We start from the raw sequence: 17,302 nt of genomic DNA on the forward strand, positions 1-17,302 counted from the left end.
GCGACCAGCTTCGTCTGACACGCACTCCGCGAATCCGCGGGGACGTGAACCCGGGTGCCCAGCGCCGGGAGGAGAACTCTGCGTACTTCATGAAGCAGGATGGCCGCACCTCCCGATCCGAGCGAGCCGCGTACTATGCCAGGATCAGCTCGCGGCGCGGTCGCCGAGCGGGCGGCGGCGCAATGCGGGGTCGGTCAGGGGCACGGGGCTCCAGAGGCCGACAGGGTGGTAGACGTTGGTGCCGGGCGGCACGAGCTCGTCGATCCGGTCGAGCACGGTGTCGTCGAGCACCAGCGAGGCGCCCTTCAGCAAGCCATCCAGCTGCTCCATCGTGCGCGGGCCGAGGATGACCGAGGTGACCGCCGGGTGTGACGCGGCGAAGGCGACGGCCAGCGCCGGCAGGGTGCAGCCGAGCTCGTCCGCCAGTTTCACCAGTTCCTCAACGATCTCCAGCTTGGCGGCGTTGACCGGGATAGACGGGTCGAACCGTTCTGGCGCGCGCGCGGCGCGGCCCCGCGACATGTCGACCTGCTGCCCCTTGCGGTAGCGGCCGGTCAGGAACCCCCAGCCCAGCGGGCTGTAGGTGAGCACGCCCATGCCGAGCCGCTGCGCCGTGGGAAGGACATCGCCCTCGATGCCGCGGGCCAGGATGTTGTACGGCGGCTGCTCGGTGCGGAACCGGTACAAACCGCGCTGCCGGGCCACGTGGTAGGCCTCGACCGTCTCGTGCGCCGGGAAAGCCGAGCTGCCGAAGGCCCGGATCTTGCCCTGCCGTACCAGATCGGTCAGTGCGGAGAGGGTCTCCTCGATGTCGGTCCGGTGGTCGGGGCGGTGGATCTGGTAGAGGTCGATCCAGTCAGTGCGCAGCCGCTTGAGACTCGCCTCGACCTCGCGCATGATCCAACGCCGCGAGTTGCCGCTGCGGTTGGGCCCCTCTCCCATCTGGAAGTGCACCTTCGTCGCCAGCACCACCTCGTCTCGCCGGCCCTGCAGCGCCTTGCCCACGATCTCCTCGGATTCGCCCGCCGAGTACATGTCAGCGGTGTCGACGAAATTGATCCCGTGGTCGAGGGCGGTGTGGATGATGCGGATGCTGTCATCGTGGTCGGGGTTGCCGGCCGAGCCGAACATCATGGTGCCGAGGCAGTAGGTGCTGACCTCGATACCAGTGCCGCCGAGGATGCGATATCTCATACTTCGGAACCGTAGAATCTAGAGCCGACTCTAGGTCAAACTGAGCCACATGTCGGGTTTGAGCATCGGCCAGGTCGCCGAGCGCACCGGGCTCAGCGTGCACACACTCCGGTTCTACGAGCGGGAGGGGCTGCTGGCCAAGCCGGTACGGCGGGGAACCGCAGGGCACCGGGTCTACAGCGAGGGTGATGTCGACTGGCTGGGCGTTTGCATCCGGCTGCGGGCCTCCGGCATGCCCTTGACCGACATCCGGCGCTACACCGAGCTCGTCAGGGCGGGCCAAGGTAACGAGGTGGAACGGCTGCAGGTGTTGCGCGAACATCGGGAACGGGTGCTCGCCCAGATGCATGAACTCAACGAGTGCCTCAAGCTGATCACCCACAAGGTGGCCGTCTACGAGGGGCGTCTGGGTTTGCGGGACAACGTCACAGATTGTGCGCCCTAAATTGCTTCGATAGAACTCCCAATGGTGGAGGGTGCGGACGGTGACTCCCACGCGCGATGCCGCCGCCCCGATCCGGCCGCTTCGAGGTTGCGTGCCTCGGCGCTGTCGGGGTGGAACGGAAGAGCGAGCCCAGCCCCACCATGGCCGAGATGGCCCGCAAGATCACCGTAGCCCTCGACGCCGCCTGATGGGATGTCAGCCTCGTGTCACAGGGTCCGCCTCGAACCCCTGTGACACGACGGCGTGCGAACGAACAACGGTGACGGGACGGCCGATTCACGCGGCCGGGGTTCGGCTCTGCGATCAGGGTCCGGCCGAAAATCGTTTGCCTCGCGTGGTGGGCTCGGGGAATGTGGTGTCCATGAGGCTCTGACGGACAGCACCGCTATTTCGAGATGCCACGGCGCTCACTTGCCGCCGTGATGCCGCATACCCACATCCTGTTCAGCGAAGAGAGCGTCTTCGTCCCAGCAACACTTCCTGCCTCCGGCCGCTGCGGCCACGGTCACCGTGTTCACCTCCCCTACGAGCTGGATCGAGTCCGATGCCGTCGCGCAGTGCCGTCAGGTGGCCGCCTCGACGGCATGATGCACGTCGCCACCATGCCCGACCTGCACCCCGGCAAGGGCGCCCCATCGGCGCCGCCATGACGTCGACCGTCCCGTACCCGTTCCTGGTGGGCTCCGGCAGGACCCGCCAGCCGTGGGCATCGTCGCTGATGCGCCGCTTGGCCACCAGCTTGCCGCCTTCATCGACCAGGGCGACGTCAGGGTGATGCCTTTCGCTCCAGTCGATTCCGCATGTCACCGTCACCAGCGCCTCTTTCGTTCGTCATCGGCCCAGGTGAGCCACGCAGGGGCACGCCACGCCCTAACGAGAGAGCTCGACGGCTCGACATCCGATCAGCAGTTCGTGGCCCCGGCCCGCCGCAGGTCCGCGTTCCGCGCAAGGGCCCGAGCGCCCGGGTGAATACGAGCGGTGTCTCCTGCGGCTGGCTCACGCCACGGCTTGACGAAAGAAGCGGTCTGGCAGGTGACGCGCGACTCTGTGTTGCCGTCAGCGTCTGCCGGTGCGATGCCGGGCCGTGCTCCGGACGCACGGAGGCCCCGATCACCCGATCCAGCTTCCGCCCCGCCTGGTGAGGGCGGGGTGCGGTGAGGGTGTGGTGTTCAGGGGAGCCGTTGTTCAAGGGTGATGATCTTGCCGTGGAGGCGGGATTCTTCAGCGGCCCAGGCGAGCAGGTGGCTGTGCAGGCTCTCGGACGGTGAGGAGAGGATCGGGGTGCGGTCTCGCGTGGCGACCGCGGTCAGGAACGCCTCGACCAGCGCCTCGTCACCGCCCCCGTGCCCGCCCCTGGCTGTGGCGTCGCCCGTGGGGCGGGTTTCGAGGGTCTCGGAGCGGCCGGTCAGGAAGTCGTGGACGGTCAGGCGGTCGCCGTCGCCGTCGATGGACCCGTGGGTGCCGAAGACACGGGTCTGCCGGTGCAGCGCCGGGGTGAAGCCGGTCATGGTGAACGACGCGGTCGTGCCGCCTTCGAACTCCATGTTCACCACCTGGTGGTCCACCACGTCGTTGTCGCACGCGTACACGCACCTGCCGTAGGGGCCGGTCCTGAGCGCCGCCAGCACGCCCTCCTCCGAGACGTCGTCCGTGAGCACCGACAAGGGCCACTCCGCCCGCCCTGCCAGCGGCAGGTAGATGCGCTTGGCCGAGTACGGGCAGCCCGGCTCCACGGTGCAGTCCAGGCAGCGGTCGGCGGCGCCGGAGGGCCGGTTCTCGGGGCGGAAGTGGTGGAGGCCGCCGAAGGACGACACGCGGGTGACCTGCCTGCCGGTCAGGTGTGCCAGCCAGTCGAGGTCGTGGCAGGACTTGGCGAGCAGCATGAACGTCGACTCGTCCGTACGCCGCCAGTTGCCCCGCACGTACGAGTGCGCCTGGTGCCACCAGCCGACCGGCTCCAGGTGCTGGATGCTGACGATCTCGCCGATCCGTCCGCCGTCGAGCAGCGCCTTCAGCGTCCGCGTGTACGGCGTGTAGCGCAGCACGTGGCAGACGGCGAAGATCGCGTCCGGCGACCGCTCGGCGGCCGCAACGATCGAGCGGCAGTCGTCCTCCGAGACCGCCATCGGCTTTTCCAGCAGGATGTCGTAGCCGAGCTCGGCGAAGCGCACCGCGGGCTCGACGTGGTCGCGGTCCTGGGTGGCGATGATGACCGCGTCGGCCTGCCGGGGCAGCGCGGCCAGCTCCCGCCAGTCGGCGTAGTGCCGCGCTCCGGGGAATCGCGTGCGGCGGCTGTCCAGCGGGTCGGCCACCGCGATCACGCGTGCCGTTCCGGTCGCGACGGCGTGGCGGGCGTAGGTGGTGCCCCGCGAGCCTGCGCCGACGACGGCGAGCGTGATCATGATACCTCCACTTATGTAATCGGTTTACGTATGTCGGCCGATGTTAAGGCGTCCAAGGATCCGGCGTTCACGCCCGGCGCCGGAGCAGATCTGATGGCGTCACGGCGTCAGGTACCGCCGGACGCGAGGAAACGGCGTCTTGAGGAGACTCGAAGCCTGCGGAGGTGGTAACTCGAGCGGGGTCCTCGGCCTTCAGCCGCGTTCTGCGCCGCCGCCTCTTCGGCCCGGCCCGTGCGTTGGGAGAGCTCTGGGCGGCAGGGAGGTCCCAGGGTTTCTAGAGGGCCCGGCAGGACTCCAGGAGGACGGCTCTGACCTGCTCCTCCGGGAGGTCCATCGTCTTGACCGCGCCCCACTGCAACGCTCCGAGCAGGGCCCAGCTCCTGAGCCTGATCGCGGGATCGGGATCGTCGCCCACCAGCTTGGCGTAAATCTCGTCCCGGAACGTCCTGATCGTCGCGCGCTCGGAGTCCGGCGAGACGGAATCGTCGCCTGCCAGGTCCTCCATGAACAAGCGGATCACCGAGCGGTACCGCACGGCGAACTCGACCAGCGCGTCCACGAACTCCTGCCGGCTCGCGTAGTCGGTGCCGAGCAGCCCGAGCATCTCGCCGGCCGCCGGGGACAGCAGCTCCGAGGCCAGGCGGCCCTTCGGGTGGAAGTGGTAGGCGACGGCGGTCTTGGTCAGGCCGACGGCGGCGGCGATGTCGGCCAGGGAGGTGGCCGCGTAGCCGCGCTCGGCGAACAGCTCCCTGGCCGCCGCCAGGATCCGGGTGCGGGTGTCGTCGGCTGTGGTCATCGTCTCATTTTCCCGACGGATGCGGTTTTTCGTAACATACCCGCCCTACCGTATGTCCTGTACGACCGTACAGGACGGTCGTCGAGTGGGGGCGGGGCGATGACGCGGTTGCTGGGACGGCTGGGCGGCTGGTGCGCGCGGCACGGGAAGATCGTACTGCTGTTATGGGCGATCGTGGCCGCCGGGACGATGGGCTCCAGCCTCGCGTTCAGCAGCCCCACCAGCAACGACGCGAGCATCCCCGGCACCGACGCGCAACGCGCGCACGACCTCATGAAGGAGGGCTTCGGGCCGGGCTACGGCCAGGGCGGCACGGTGCAGCTGCTGCTCTACTCCGCCGACGGGCCCCTCATCGAGGAGAAGCGCAAGCAGGCCGTCGAGGACTCGATCGACCGCATCCGTACGATGCCGCACGTCGTCCAGGTGGACACGCCTTACCGCAGGGGCGGCCTCGCCTCCAACCTGCAGATCGGGCTCATCACGATCCGCATGCAGGGCCACGACCCCGACAAGCTCGCCGAGACCACCCAGGCCCTGTCGAAGGCCGCGGACCCGGCGCGGGCCGCCGGACTGGAGGTCGTGCCGGCCGACGGCTCCACCCCCGCCGACAAGGAGATCAAGACCGGACCCAGTGAGATCATCGGCGTGGTCTGCGCGCTGCTGGTGCTGGTGTTCGCGTTCGGGACGCTGGTGGCCGCGATGATTCCGATCTTCGCGGCGCTGGTCAGCGTGGCGACGGGGCTCGGCGTGATCGGGCTGCTCGGGTGGGTCGTGGACATGCCGAAGCAGGCCGGGATCATGGCCACGATGATCGGCCTCGGCGTGGGCATCGACTACGCGTTGTTCCTGCTGTCGCGCCACCGCCGGCTGCTGGCCCAGGGCGTGCCGGTCGTGGAGTCCGTACGGCGCACCGTGGCGAGCTCGGGCGGCGCGGTCGTCTTCGCAGGCGGCACGGTGATCATCGCGTTGAGCGCGTTGATGCTGGCCGGCTTCCCCCTGCTGGCCACGCTCGGCTGGGTCACCGGCATCTCCGTCGTCGCCGCCGTGCTGACCTCGATCACACTCGTCCCGGCCCTGCTGGGACTGCTCGGGCACCGGGTCAACGCCCTCAAGATCTTCAGGACCTCCGCCTCCTCCGGCGCCGGCTGGGCCGGGCTGGGGGCGTGGGTGGCGGGCCGTCCCTGGCGCGTGCTGATCGCCAGCGTGGTCGTGCTGGGCGCGCTGGCCGCCCCCGCGCTCGCGCTGAAGATCGGCCCGCTCGACGAGGGGTACGGCGCCCAGGGCTCCGACTCGAGGCGCGCGTACGAGCTGATGGCCACCGGCTTCGGCCCCGGCGCGAACGGGCCGCTCATCGTGGTCGCCGAGCTGTCCGCGAAGGCCGCGGGCGCCGGGGACCCGGCCGTGAAGCGGCTCGCCGACGCGGTGAAGGACGTCGACGGCGTCGCCCACGTGGCCGATCCCAAGGTCAACGCCTCCGGCCGCTCGGTCCTGTTGCAGACCGTCACCGAGTACGCCCCCAGCGACAGCCGGGCCGCCGGCGTCGTCAGGGACATCAGAGCGATCTCGCTGCCCGGCGTCGACGTGCACGTCGGCGGCAAGGTCGCGGGGATGACCGACGCCGGGGACCGCATGGCCGAGCGCACCCCGCTCGTCATCGCCGTGGTCGTGCTGCTCAGCGCCCTGCTCCTGCTGCTCGCCTTCCGCGCGCCGGTCGTCGCGGTCAAGGCCGCGGTGATGAACCTGGTCTCGCTCGGCGCCGCGTTCGGCGCCCTGGCGCTGGTGTTCTCGATCGGGCTGGGCAGCGGCCTGGTGGGCATGGATCCGCCGGCGAACTCCTCGTTCCTGCAGACGCTGTTCTTCACGGTGCCGATCGAGAGCTACGTGCCGCTGATGTTGTTCGCGGTGCTGTTCGGGCTGTCGATGGACTACGAGGTGTTCCTGCTGACGGCGGTGCGGCAGGCGTACGCCCGGCACGGGGACAACGCCCGGTCGGTGGCGGAGGGGCTCGGCTCGACCGGGCGGGTCATCACGTCCGCCGCGTTGATCATGGTGGCCGTCTTCGTGGCGTTCATCGCGTACCCGGACGCGATGGTCAAGACGTTCGGCGTGGGGCTGGCGGTGGCGATCGCGGTGGACGCCACGATCATCCGCGGGTTCCTGGTGCCGGCCACGATGGTGCTGCTGCGGGGGGCGAACTGGTGGTGTCCGCGCTGGCTGGACCGGATCCTGCCGAACCTGTCCGTGGAGGGCCACGAGGAGGACGACGACGACCAGCCGGCGCCGCGTCACCGCGAACCCGTCAAGGCCGGCGTCTAGCCGGCCCGCGCCGGGTCACACCATGTACTGGTCGTGGCGCAGGTACAGGTCCGTCCACTCCTCGGGGGTGAGCTGGCGGCCGGTGGCGGCGATGTCGGCGAGCTCCTCGAAATAGGTCTCACGGGGTGCGCCGGGGGTGAAGAGGATCAGCATCGAGGCGGGTTCGCCGGACTCGTTGCGGAAGCCGTGGATGCCGCCCTCCGGCACGTGGAGGAAGTCGCCGGGGCGGCCGTCCACCCACTTCTCCCCGGTGTAGAGGCGCACGGTGCCGGACAGCACGTAGAACGACTCGGTGATCGTCCGGTGGAAGTGCGCACCGGCGCCGCCCGGCTTCGGGCCCATCTCCCAGCGGTAGAGGCCGAACGCGCCGTTCGTGGAGCCGCCGGTGCCGAGGTAGTGGACGCGTGTGCCGCCGACACCCATCGTGAGGTCGGGTTCGGCGTCGGCCGGGCGCAGCACGCTGCTGACCGCGCCGGACTCTTCAAAGTATCGGGGTTCGGGGTAGGACATGTCGGCAGAATAGCCCCTTAAGCCTCGCTAGAACGTGATCACCGTGCGGGCGACCGCGCCCTGGCGCACGTGCTCGACGGCCTCGTTGATCTGGTCGAGCGGGAGGCGTTCCGAGATCAGGCCGTCGAGGTCCAGGCGCCCCCGCGCGTACTGGGCGGCCAGCATGGGCAGGTCGCGGTGCGGCGCGGAGTCGCCGCCCTGGGTGCCCATGAGGCGGCGGGAGGCGAACAGCAGGCCCGGGTCCACCTCCACCGGGTCGCCCGCCGGCGGGCTGCCGACCATGACCGTGGTGCCGCCCGGCTGGGTCGCGGCGAACGCCTGCGCCAGGACGCCGGGCACGCCCGTCACGTCGAAGGCGTAGTCGACGCCGCCCGGCGCCAGGTCGGCCACCTGCCGGGGCAGGTCCCCGGCCAGGAGGGTGTGGGTGGCGCCGAAGCGTTCGGCCAGCTTGAGCTTCTGCTCGGCCACGTCCGCGGCGATGATCGTGGTCGCGCCCGCCAGCACCGTGCCCTGGATGACGTTGAGCCCCACCCCGCCGCAGCCCACGACGAGGACCGAGGCCCCGGGCGGGACCTGGGCGACGTTGAGCACGGCGCCGACGCCGGTGACGACGCCGCAGGCCAGCAGGCACGCGGCGGCGAAGGGCACACTCTTGTTGATCTTCACACACATGGTCTCGGAGACGACCGCGTACTCGGCGAACGAGCCGATGCCGATGAACCGGCGGGTTTCCTGGCCGTCCATGGTGATCCGGGGAAAGCCGCCCATGATCGTCGGCAGCCGGGCGGGGCCCGAGCACAGGTGGAAGCGGCCCGCGCCGCAGCCGCGGCAACGTCCGCAGGGGCCGCTCATGGAGATGATGACGTGGTCGCCGGGCTTCACGGTGGTGACGCCCGCGCCGACGCTCTCCACGACGCCCGCGCTCTCGTGCCCGAGGATGAACGGCAGCTTGCCGACCACGGGGCTCTTGCCGTCGATGGCCTTGAGGTCGGAGCCGCACACGCCCGACGCCTTGATCTGCACGCGGACCTCGCCGGGAGAGGGATCGGCGATCTCCACGTCGCGGATCTCCATGGGAGTTTTGAACCCGGTGAGCACGGCCGCGCGCATCAGCATGCGCCACACGGTAACCCGGTGGCCGAATTGTGAGCAAGCGGTTGCTCGGGAGCGGCGAACGGTTAGGCCCGAGAGCGGAAGCTTGCGTGACGGGCGAGGGCCAAGTGAGCGCGACCATTCAACACAGCAGCCCGTTGACACCCCTTCCGGGCAAATTTACGCTCGACACAAAACCAAGCGAGCGCTAGGCCAAATCGCGAGGGAATCATGATCGTACGGCGGGGTTCGGCGGCGGCGCTCACGATGGCGCTGCTCGTCACCGGGTGCGCGGCCCAGCAGAAGGCCGCGACCCAGCAGGAAGGCGCGGCGGTGCCAGGCGTGACCGGCACGACGATCAAGGTCGGCGGCGTGCTGACCAAGACCAGCGCCAGCGGGTACTCGACCAAGGACGCCGAGATCGGCGCCAAGGCCAGGTTCGAGCGGGCCAACGCCGAAGGCGGCGTGCACGGACGCAAGATCGAGTTCATCGGGGCCGAGGACGACGGCCAGGACGCGGCCAAGGGCGACGCGGCCGCCAAGAAGCTCGTGCAGAAGGACCAGGTGTTCGCCCTGGTCCCGGTGCACGCGCCCAACTTCGGCGGCGCGGCCTTCCTGGAGCAGCAGGGCGTGCCGTGGTTCGGCTGGGCGACGGGGCCGCAGTGGTGCGGCACCAAGACCGGCTTCGGCTACAACGGCTGCCTGGCGCCCAAGCCGGGCGCGGGGTCGCAGACGTGGTGGGGCCGCCAGATGGCCGAGCTGCTCGGCGGCGCCGAAGGCAAGAGCGTGTACGTGCAGACCAGCGACTCCAGCGGCAGCAAGTACGGCGGCACCACGATCTCCCAGTCGTTCACCGCGGCCGGCTTCAAGCTCGCCGGCGTGAACTCCGGCCTCCCGGCCGCCGCCCCGCCCCCCGACTGGCTCCCGTACGTCAACAAGATCATGACCTCGGACGACGGCGGGCCGCCCGACGTCGTGGTGTCGGTGATCGCGGGCACCAAGTTCAACGTCGGCCTCTACTCGGCGCTCAAGCGGGCCGGCTACAAGGGCGTGCTCACGGACGCCACCAGCTACGACGCCGTCATCCTCAAGGACCCGGCCAGCGCGCAGGCCCTGGAGGGCGTGATCGCCGCGCCGATGTTCGAGCCCTTCGAGTCGACCGCCCCCGAGATCGCCCAGCTCAAGCAGGACGTCGAGAAGGTCGCCCCCGGCACGGTGCCGACCCAGCACCTGGCGATCGGCTACTGGGCCGCCGACATCTTCCTCGACATGCTGAACAAGACCGGAAAGGACCTCACCAGGGAGAAGTTCCTGGCCACGGGCAACGGATCGTACACCTACGAGAACGCCGGCTTCGGCAGGATCCAGTACCCCAAGGACCACAGTGAGCCGAACGGCTGCGGTGCCCTGGTCAAGCTGGAGAACGGCGCCTTCCAGGTGGCCAAGAGCATGAAGTGCTTCGACAACGTGCCGCTCAAATGATCCTTGGCTACGTCCTCAGCGGCCTGGTCACCGGGGCGATCTTCGCGATCATGGGATCGGGCCTGACGCTCTCGTATGCCGCGACCGGGGTGTTCAACTTCGCCCACGGCGCGCTCGGGTTCCTGTCGGCCCTGCTGTTCTACGAGCTCAACGTGGCCGCCGGGCTGCCTGCGTGGCTGTCGGCGCTCGTGTCGGTGGCGCTGTTCGCGCCCGCGCTCGGCTACGTGCTGCACAAGGTCATGTTCCGGGGGCTCGCCCAGGCCGGGGAGACCGCGCAGATCGTCGCCACGATCGGGCTGACGATCGCGCTGCCCGCGCTCGGACTGCTGGTCGTGGACCTGGCGGGGTTGCCGCCCGCGGACGCGACCTCGCTGCCGCGCGGCGTCGGGCCGCACCCGGCCGTGCCGTTCGACGTACTGGGCGTGCACCTGGACACCGACCAGCTCATCACGTTCGCCTTCTCGGCGGTGACCGCGGCGGGGCTGTGGGCGTTCATGCGGCACACCCCGTACGGGCTGCGCATGCGGGCCTCGGTGGACCGGCGCCGCCTCGCCACGCTGCGCGGCATCGACGCGGACGCCACCTCGGCGCTGGCGTGGATGCTCGGCTCGGGGCTGGCGGGGCTCGCCGGGGTGCTGGCGGTGTCGGTGCTGGGGCTGGACGCGACGGCGTACACGGTGCTGCTGTTCGCCTCGGCCACGGCCGCCGTGTTCGGGCGGCTGCGGTCGATCCCGTGGACGTTCGCCGCCGGCCTGGCGCTCGGCGTGGTCCAGAACCTGGTCGCCGGCTACACAGACTTCCTTGAGGAGGTCACTGGGCTGCGTACCGCCGTGCCGGTGATCCTGCTGTTCGCCGGCCTCGTGCTGCTGAACCGCTCGCGCGAGCGCGTCGCCGGGAGCGCGGCCGAGGACGCGCCCCCGCCCGACCACCTGGCCGGGCTTCCGCCGTGGCGGCGCCGGCTGCCGTGGGCCGCCGGGCTGGCGGCGCTGGTGATCTTCACGTTCACGGCGCCCGCGTACTACGTGGGCATCGCCGGGCAGGGGCTCGTCCTGGCGCTGATCTTCTGCTCGTTCGTGGTGGTCACCGGGATCGGCGGCATGGTCAACCTGGCGCAGGCGGCCTTCGCCGCGATGGCCGCGCTGACCTGCGGGTGGGCGTTCTCGTCCGGGCTGCCGTTCTTCGCGGCGATCCTGCTGGGCGTGCTGGCGGCGGCGGCCGTGGGCATGCTGGTGGCGCTGCCCGCGCTGCGGCTGGGCGGGCGGGTGCTCACGCTCGCCACGCTGGCCATGGCGCTGCTGGCCGACCAGGTGTTGTTCCAGGTGGACGCGTTCAGCAACGGGACCATCGGGTGGCCGCTGCCCGCGCTCGGGTTCGGCTTCGCCGACACCTCCGATGCGCGTGTGCTGGTGGTCGTGCTGCTCGTGCTCATCGGGGTCGTGGCGGTGCTGGTGCGGAACCTGGAGCGGTCCGCGTCCGGGCGGGCGATCCTGGCCGTGCGATCCGCGCCGGCGGCCGCCACGACGTCGGGGCTGTCCGCACCCCGTACCAAGATCACGCTGTTCGTGCTCGCGTCTGCCGTCGCCGGGCTCGGCGGGGTGCTCTTCGCGATCGCGAAGGGCTCGATCACCGCCACGGACCTGCCGGCGTTCTCCGGGTTCGTGTGGCTGGCCATCGTGGTGCTCCAGGGGGTGCGCCGCATCGGCGGCGCGGTGCTCGGCGGGCTCATCGCGGTCGTGACGCCCGAGCTGCTGTCGACCTGGGACGTGTCCGCGCACGTCGGGGCCATCCTGTTCGGGCTCGGCGGCATGATCCTGGCCAAGCACCCGGACGGGGTGCTCACGCAGATGGCCGAGCTGCGCCACCGGCGCAAGACCGTCCCGCCGGAACCGCCCAAGGCCGCCGTACGCCAGGAGAGCGCGTTGTTCAGGATGGAGGGCGTCGTCGCCGGGTACGCGGACTGCACCGTGCTCCGCGGCGTCGACCTGGCCGTCAACCCCGGCGAGGTCGTCGCGCTGCTCGGCGCGAACGGCGCGGGCAAGTCCACCACCTGCGCCGCGGCGGCCGGTGACCTGCCGATCACCAGCGGCAGGATCCTGCTCGACGGCGAGGACATCACCGCCTGGCCCGCTCACCGGCGCGCCCGTGCGGGGATCCTGCTCGCGCCCGAGGGGCGGGGCGTGTTCCCCGGCCTCACCGTGGAGGAGAACCTGCGGACCTGGCTGCCCGACCCCGCTCCCGTCTACGACCGGCTGCCGCAGCTGGCCGAACGCCGCGGCGTGCTCGCCGGCGCCCTGTCCGGCGGCGAGCAGCAACTGCTCACCCTCGCCCCGGCGCTCGTGCGGCCGCCCCGCGTGCTGATCGCCGACGAGCCGTCGCTCGGGCTGGCGCCGCTGGTGGTGCGGCAGGTCTTCGAGGTGTTCGCCGAGCTGCGCGAGCGCGGGGTGGCGCTGCTGCTGGTGGAGGAGAAGGCCACGGAGGCGCTCGCGATCGCCGACCGGGTGGCGTTCATGCGGCTCGGCCGCGTGACCTGGGTGGGACCGCGGTCCGAGGTGGACAGCGAGCGGCTGACCGCCGCCTACCTGGGGGTGAGGTGACATGCTGGCCGTCGAGGGAGTGTCGGTGGCGTTCGGCGGAGTCAGGGCGCTGGACCAGGTGTCCTTCGAGGTCGCCGCCGGCCAGGTCTGCGGCGTGATCGGGCCGAACGGGGCGGGCAAGACGACGTTGTTCGACGTGGTGTCCGGGCTGCGCAGGCCGAGCGCGGGGCGGGTCAGCGTCGCGGGCCGGGACCTGACCGGGGTGTCGCCGGTCAAGCGGGCCCGGGGCGGCCTGCGCCGCACGTTCCAGCGGACCCAGGTCTTCGGCCGGCTCACCGTGGCCGACAACGTGCTGGCCGCACTCGACTGGCACGGGGGCGGTGGCGGGCTCGCCGCCGACCTGGTCGGCTGGCCCGGCCGGCGGCGGCGCGAGCGCAAGCGGCGCGAGCGCGTGGCGGAGGTGCTGGAGCTGTGCGGGCTCACCCGGCTGCGCGACGCGTACGCGGCCGCGCTCCCCGTCGGTCAGCGCCGGCTCGTCGAGCTGGCCAGGGCCCTCGCCGACCGGCCCGAGCTGCTGCTGCTCGACGAGCCCACCTCCGGGCTGGACGCCGGACAGACCGCCCGCCTGGGGGAGGTCGTGCGGGCGCTGGAGACGACCGTGCTGCTGGTCGAGCATGACATGGGGTTCGTCATGGACACCTGCGACCGCATCGTTGTGCTCGACCTCGGCCGGGTGATCGCCGCCGGCGCGCCGGCGGAGATCAGGGAGGACCCGGTCGTCAGGGCCGCCTATTTGGGCTGAGCGTGGCGCTCGGTGAAGGACAGGATGCGCTGCCAGGCGTCCTGGCAGGCCTGCTCCCACTCGGCGTACGAGCGGTCGAAGAACGAGTGCGGCGCGCCCTCGTAAACGTGGGTCTCGTGCACGGTGCCGACCCGGTCGAGCGCGGCCGTGTACGCGTCGAACTCCTCAGGCGTCGAGGCCGTGTCCGCCCCGGCCCTGAGCAGCAGGAGCGGCGCGCCGGGCCCGGTCGTGGGCTCGTCGATGGCCCGGAGCGCGCCGTAGAAGCCGATGCCGCCGGCCAGGCCGTTGCCCTCGGCGGCCTGCCGCCACGAGTGGGCGCCGCCCATGCAGAAGCCCACCGTGAAGACGGGGCCGTCCAGCGCCTCGGTGGCGGCCCTGGCGTCGGCTCTGACGTGGTCGCTGGTCAGCTGCTTGACGTGGGTCATGTAGTCGAAGTCCTCGCCGCGGTCGCCGAGGCCCGCGGTGCGGCCGAAGTAGTCGATCGCGATCGTACGGAACCCCGCCTCGGCGAACCGCACGGCCAGATCCCGGTAGAACGGATGCAACCCGCGCACGTCCGGCAGGATCACCACGCTGCGGCCGTTCGGCTCGGCGGGCTCGGCCCGGTAGGCCATGAAGCGATTGCCGTCGGCGGCGGTCAGCTCTATCGGCTCGTGAGCGGGCTCGGCCCGGTAGGCCATGAAGCGATTGCCGTCGGCGGCGGTCAGCTCTATCGGCTCGTGAGAGGCCACCTCGCCCTGGATCGGCGGTGCGGGCGGCCTGCTGTCGGTGGAATGGCACATGATGGGCACTATGCCGGGAGATGATTCCGGATATCCAGGTACTGGGAGGATCAGGCTCGTCGTGTCGGCGACTGGCAGAGCGGTAACCCTAGTCGAGCATGTACAGACGGCGGACAGGCCGCTGAGCACATTGTGGCCTCGCAGACCGCGGACACGATCTTCTACGCGCACCGGACGTAAACTGCGCAGGCATGAGACGTCTCATGTCACGTTCTCGATGGGCATCCGGCGTCTTACTCGCCGGATGCCTCGTCCTTTCCGGTTGCGGGGCGCCGGAGCCGGAGACCGGCGCGCCCTAGGTGAAGACTGCCGTGGAAGCTTATGTCCGAGGGCTCAACGGCAACGACTACGCGGCCATCGCCCGCCTCGCCCCACCGCAGAACGACGCGTCGGCGGAGATCCGCCGGCGGCTGGCCGTCCACGGCGGTCAGAACATCAAGCTGGAGTCTCTCGACATCAGCAGCGAGATCACCCCGAAAATCGCCAGAGCCGAACTGGAGGGCTTCGGAAACCGCGGCCGCTACAAGGAGACGCTCCAACTCGAGCGGGAGGAAGGGCGCTGGCACATCGCCCTCGGCCGCAACCCTGACCCCGTCCGCAGCCGGGAAACCTCCTCCGCCACTCGCCCCTGAGGGGCCTCTCCGTACCCCGGCCGCGCGCCTCGACCACGCAAGATCCCCCGCCCCACCGGTGCCGGATCGGCGGAGTCCGGCGCAACGCGCACGGCGGGCAAACCGGCGCAGCGAGCGGAGCCCTGCGGCGGCGGACACATACGACCCGCCGACGTAGGCCCCGAGGGCGGGTGGGCGGCTACTCGCCGGAGATCGGGCCGGTGGGGGTGTCCGAGGGTTCGGTGGGGTCGGGGCCCGACTGGCCCTCCAGGCCGAAGACGATCGTCACCACGGCGCCAGGCTGCGCGCACGTGCCCGCCTGGACGCTCTGGCTGAGGATCGTGCCCACCCGGGACTCGTCCTCCACGACCTGCCCGCGGGGCCGTACCGTGAAGCCGGCCGCCACCAGCGCACCACGCCCGTCCTCCATGGACTGCCCCACGACGGACGGCACCTCGGCGCCCTTGCGCGCCACCGTGAGCGCCACCGGCGTCCCGCCCGCCACCCGCTTGCCGGCCTGGGGCTGGGAGGCGAGCACCCGCCCGTTCGGCTGGTCCGTGCAGGTACGGGTGACGGCGCCGACGGCGAGACCGGCCCGCGTCAGGGCGGCCTCGGCGGCGCTGCGCTGGAGTCCGGTGACGGGCGGCACGGCCAGCCCGGCCGACACCTGCAACGAGACCGTGCTCCCCTTGGCCACGACCGCGCCGGAGGCGGGCTGACTGCTCAGCACCTGCCCCATCTTCTGCGGCGAGTCGACCTCGGTGACGGGCCCGGGCAGCAGCCCCGCCCGCTTGATGGCCTTGACCGCCTTGGCGCGGTCCATTCCGGCCAGCGCCGGGATCGAGACCGTCACCGGCTGCGTCACCGGCGGGTCGACGGGTGGTTTGAATGCTTCCTGCTTTTCCTTGGGCTTGGTAGCGGTGGGGGACGGCTTCGAGGTGTAGGGCTTGGAGGCCGTGGGCTCCGACTTCGCGGGCGGGAGCGGCACGGCGGCCTGCGACGCCTGGCCCTCCTTGTTCAGCGTGGGCACGATCACAGTGATCAGCACGACGGCGGTCACCAGCAGGGCCGCGCAGACCGCGACGGCGGCCCGGGGCCAGCCGTTGCCGCGCCGCCCGAACTCCTCCTCCGGCGCGACAGGCCCTGACCCGCCCGAACCGGGCGCGGCGCCGATCCGCCCGGAAACAGGCCCGTGGCCATTCCCACCGCTCGGTCCGGAGGCGCGGCCATTGCCACCCCCCGCTCCGGAGGCGCGGCCATTGCCACCGCCCGGTCCGGACGTATGGGCCGCCGCCTGGTGGTGATCCCGCGTGCCGGGTGCCTCGGCGTCGCTCGCCGAGCCGGGCATGACGTAGCCGCCGGGCGTGCCCGTGGCCTCGGGCAGCGCCATGGGAGCGCCGGCGTCGGGCAGGTCCTGCGGCGAGGACGTGCTCGGGCGGTCGTCGGGCGGGCGGGGCTCGGGGATCAGGGCCGGGGTGACGCGCAGGATGTGCGGCGGGGGCGTGCTGAGGACCTCGGACGGCAGTTCGTCGGTGGACTCCCCCAGCAGCTCGAACAGCAACTCCCGGCTGGTCGGCCGGTTCCGCGCGTCCTTGTCCAGGCAGGCCTCGACCAGCGTCCGCAGCCGTCCTTCCAGCCGCCCCAGCTCCGGGGGCGCGGTGAGGATGCGATGCAGCACCGGCGCCACCGAGTCCTGCCCGAACGGCGCCGTCGCGTTGGCCGCGAAACACATCGTCGCGCCCCATGAGAACACGTCCGCCTTCCCGGTGACGGCCGACGCCGTGATCTGCTCGGGCGCCATGTACGCGGGCGTCCCCACGCCCCTGCCGCTCATCGTGGCCGCCGCGTCCAGCGCCCTGGCCAGGCCGAAGTCGATCACGCGCGGCCCGTCCGACCCGAGCAGCACGTTCTGGGGTTTGAAGTCCCTGTGGACGATGCCGGCGCGGTGGATCGCCGTGATCGCGGTCGCGGTGCTGACCGCCAGCCGCTCCAGGGCCCCGCCGCGCCGCGGCCCGGTGAGCGCGACCTCCCGCTGCAGGGACGGCCCGTCGACGTACTCGCTCACGATGTACGGCCGGCCCTCGTCGAACCCGGCGTCGATCACCTGGGCCGTGCAGAACCTCGCCACGTGCTTGGCCAGCTCGACCTCGCGTAAGAACGCCGCCCGCTCGTCCCCCACCGGCCCATGCAGCAGCTTGACCGCGTACGTCTCCCCGCTCCGAGACCCGAGGAACACCGCGCCTTGACCGCCCTCACCCAGGCGCCCGGAAAGCTCGTATTCTCCGAGTCGCTGCGGGTCCCCCGTTCTGAGCGGCTGTGCCGTTGGCAACGGGCGC

The 17,302-nt window shown here is 71.2% G+C and carries 13 protein-coding genes; 6 read left to right on the plus strand and 7 right to left on the minus strand.

Annotation, left to right across the window (positions count from 1 at the left end; translation table 11 throughout):
- Positions 1 to 144: 144 nt before the first annotated feature.
- The gene (locus ID574_RS41825; protein WP_188194560.1) at positions 145 to 1,194 is read right to left on the minus strand and encodes an aldo/keto reductase; all 1,050 of its coding nucleotides are present in this window, start codon (positions 1,192 to 1,194) and stop codon (positions 145 to 147) included.
- 49 nt (positions 1,195 to 1,243) lie between these two features.
- Here ID574_RS41825 and ID574_RS41830 point away from each other — a divergent pair, with 49 nt between their 5' ends.
- Entirely contained in the window at positions 1,244 to 1,639 is a 396-nt protein-coding gene (locus ID574_RS41830; protein ID WP_188194561.1) for a MerR family transcriptional regulator, read from the plus strand.
- Between the two features lie 1,169 nt (positions 1,640 to 2,808).
- Here the strand turns inward: ID574_RS41830 and ID574_RS41840 are convergent.
- Together ID574_RS41840 and ID574_RS41845 are read right to left on the minus strand one after the other, a co-directional pair.
- Positions 2,809 to 4,041 carry a Gfo/Idh/MocA family protein gene (locus ID574_RS41840; RefSeq protein ID WP_188194562.1) on the minus strand — a complete coding sequence of 411 codons (1,233 nt, stop codon included), beginning with the start codon at positions 4,039 to 4,041 and terminating at the stop codon, positions 2,809 to 2,811.
- 274 nt (positions 4,042 to 4,315) lie between these two features.
- The gene (locus ID574_RS41845; protein ID WP_188194563.1) at positions 4,316 to 4,837 is read right to left on the minus strand and encodes a TetR/AcrR family transcriptional regulator; all 522 of its coding nucleotides are present in this window, start codon (positions 4,835 to 4,837) and stop codon (positions 4,316 to 4,318) included.
- Positions 4,838 to 4,936: 99 nt separating this feature from the next.
- Here ID574_RS41845 and ID574_RS41850 point away from each other — a divergent pair, with 99 nt between their 5' ends.
- Positions 4,937 to 7,153 (plus strand): MMPL family transporter, encoded by a 2,217-nt coding sequence (locus ID574_RS41850; RefSeq protein WP_188194564.1) that lies wholly within the window; start codon positions 4,937 to 4,939, stop codon positions 7,151 to 7,153.
- Positions 7,154 to 7,168: 15 nt separating this feature from the next.
- Here the strand turns inward: ID574_RS41850 and ID574_RS41855 are convergent, their stop codons facing one another.
- A complete protein-coding gene (locus ID574_RS41855; RefSeq protein ID WP_188194565.1) occupies positions 7,169 to 7,663 on the minus strand; it encodes a cupin domain-containing protein in 495 nt (164 codons plus the stop codon).
- A 27-nt stretch (positions 7,664 to 7,690) separates the two neighbouring features.
- Positions 7,691 to 8,779 carry an alcohol dehydrogenase catalytic domain-containing protein gene (locus ID574_RS41860; RefSeq protein WP_188194566.1) on the minus strand — a complete coding sequence of 363 codons (1,089 nt, stop codon included), beginning with the start codon at positions 8,777 to 8,779 and terminating at the stop codon, positions 7,691 to 7,693.
- Positions 8,780 to 8,986: 207 nt separating this feature from the next.
- Here ID574_RS41860 and ID574_RS41865 point away from each other — a divergent pair, with 207 nt between their 5' ends.
- From ID574_RS41865 to ID574_RS41875, 3 genes are read left to right on the plus strand one after another with little or no spacing between them, the layout of a single operon-like run.
- Complete coding sequence (locus ID574_RS41865; protein ID WP_188194567.1) at positions 8,987 to 10,237, plus strand: ABC transporter substrate-binding protein; 1,251 nt, start codon at positions 8,987 to 8,989, stop codon at positions 10,235 to 10,237.
- Entirely contained in the window at positions 10,234 to 12,831 is a 2,598-nt protein-coding gene (locus tag ID574_RS41870) for an ABC transporter permease subunit (RefSeq protein ID WP_188194568.1), read from the plus strand. The genes ID574_RS41865 and ID574_RS41870 overlap by 4 nt, the downstream gene beginning before the upstream one ends.
- 1 nt (position 12,832) lies before the next feature.
- Positions 12,833 to 13,573, plus strand: a complete 741-nt coding sequence (locus tag ID574_RS41875) for an ABC transporter ATP-binding protein (RefSeq protein WP_188194569.1) — start codon at positions 12,833 to 12,835, stop codon at positions 13,571 to 13,573.
- On the opposite strand, the gene ID574_RS41880 is transcribed toward ID574_RS41875, so the two are convergent.
- The gene (locus tag ID574_RS41880) at positions 13,561 to 14,355 is read right to left on the minus strand and encodes a dienelactone hydrolase family protein (RefSeq protein ID WP_188194570.1); all 795 of its coding nucleotides are present in this window, start codon (positions 14,353 to 14,355) and stop codon (positions 13,561 to 13,563) included. The two genes, ID574_RS41875 and ID574_RS41880, sit on opposite strands and share 13 nt — an antisense overlap.
- Before the next feature lie 311 nt (positions 14,356 to 14,666).
- On the opposite strand from ID574_RS41880, the gene ID574_RS41885 reads away from it, so the two are divergent.
- Entirely contained in the window at positions 14,667 to 14,987 is a 321-nt protein-coding gene (locus ID574_RS41885) for a hypothetical protein (RefSeq protein WP_188194571.1), read from the plus strand.
- Positions 14,988 to 15,165: 178 nt separating this feature from the next.
- Here ID574_RS41885 and ID574_RS41890 read toward each other — a convergent pair whose 3' ends face one another.
- Positions 15,166 to 17,295 (minus strand): serine/threonine-protein kinase, encoded by a 2,130-nt coding sequence (locus ID574_RS41890; protein ID WP_188194572.1) that lies wholly within the window; start codon positions 17,293 to 17,295, stop codon positions 15,166 to 15,168.
- Positions 17,296 to 17,302 lie beyond the last annotated feature (7 nt).

It is taken from the genome of Nonomuraea sp. SYSU D8015 (genome assembly GCF_008065375.1).
Lineage (GTDB): Bacteria > Actinomycetota > Actinomycetes > Streptosporangiales > Streptosporangiaceae > Nonomuraea.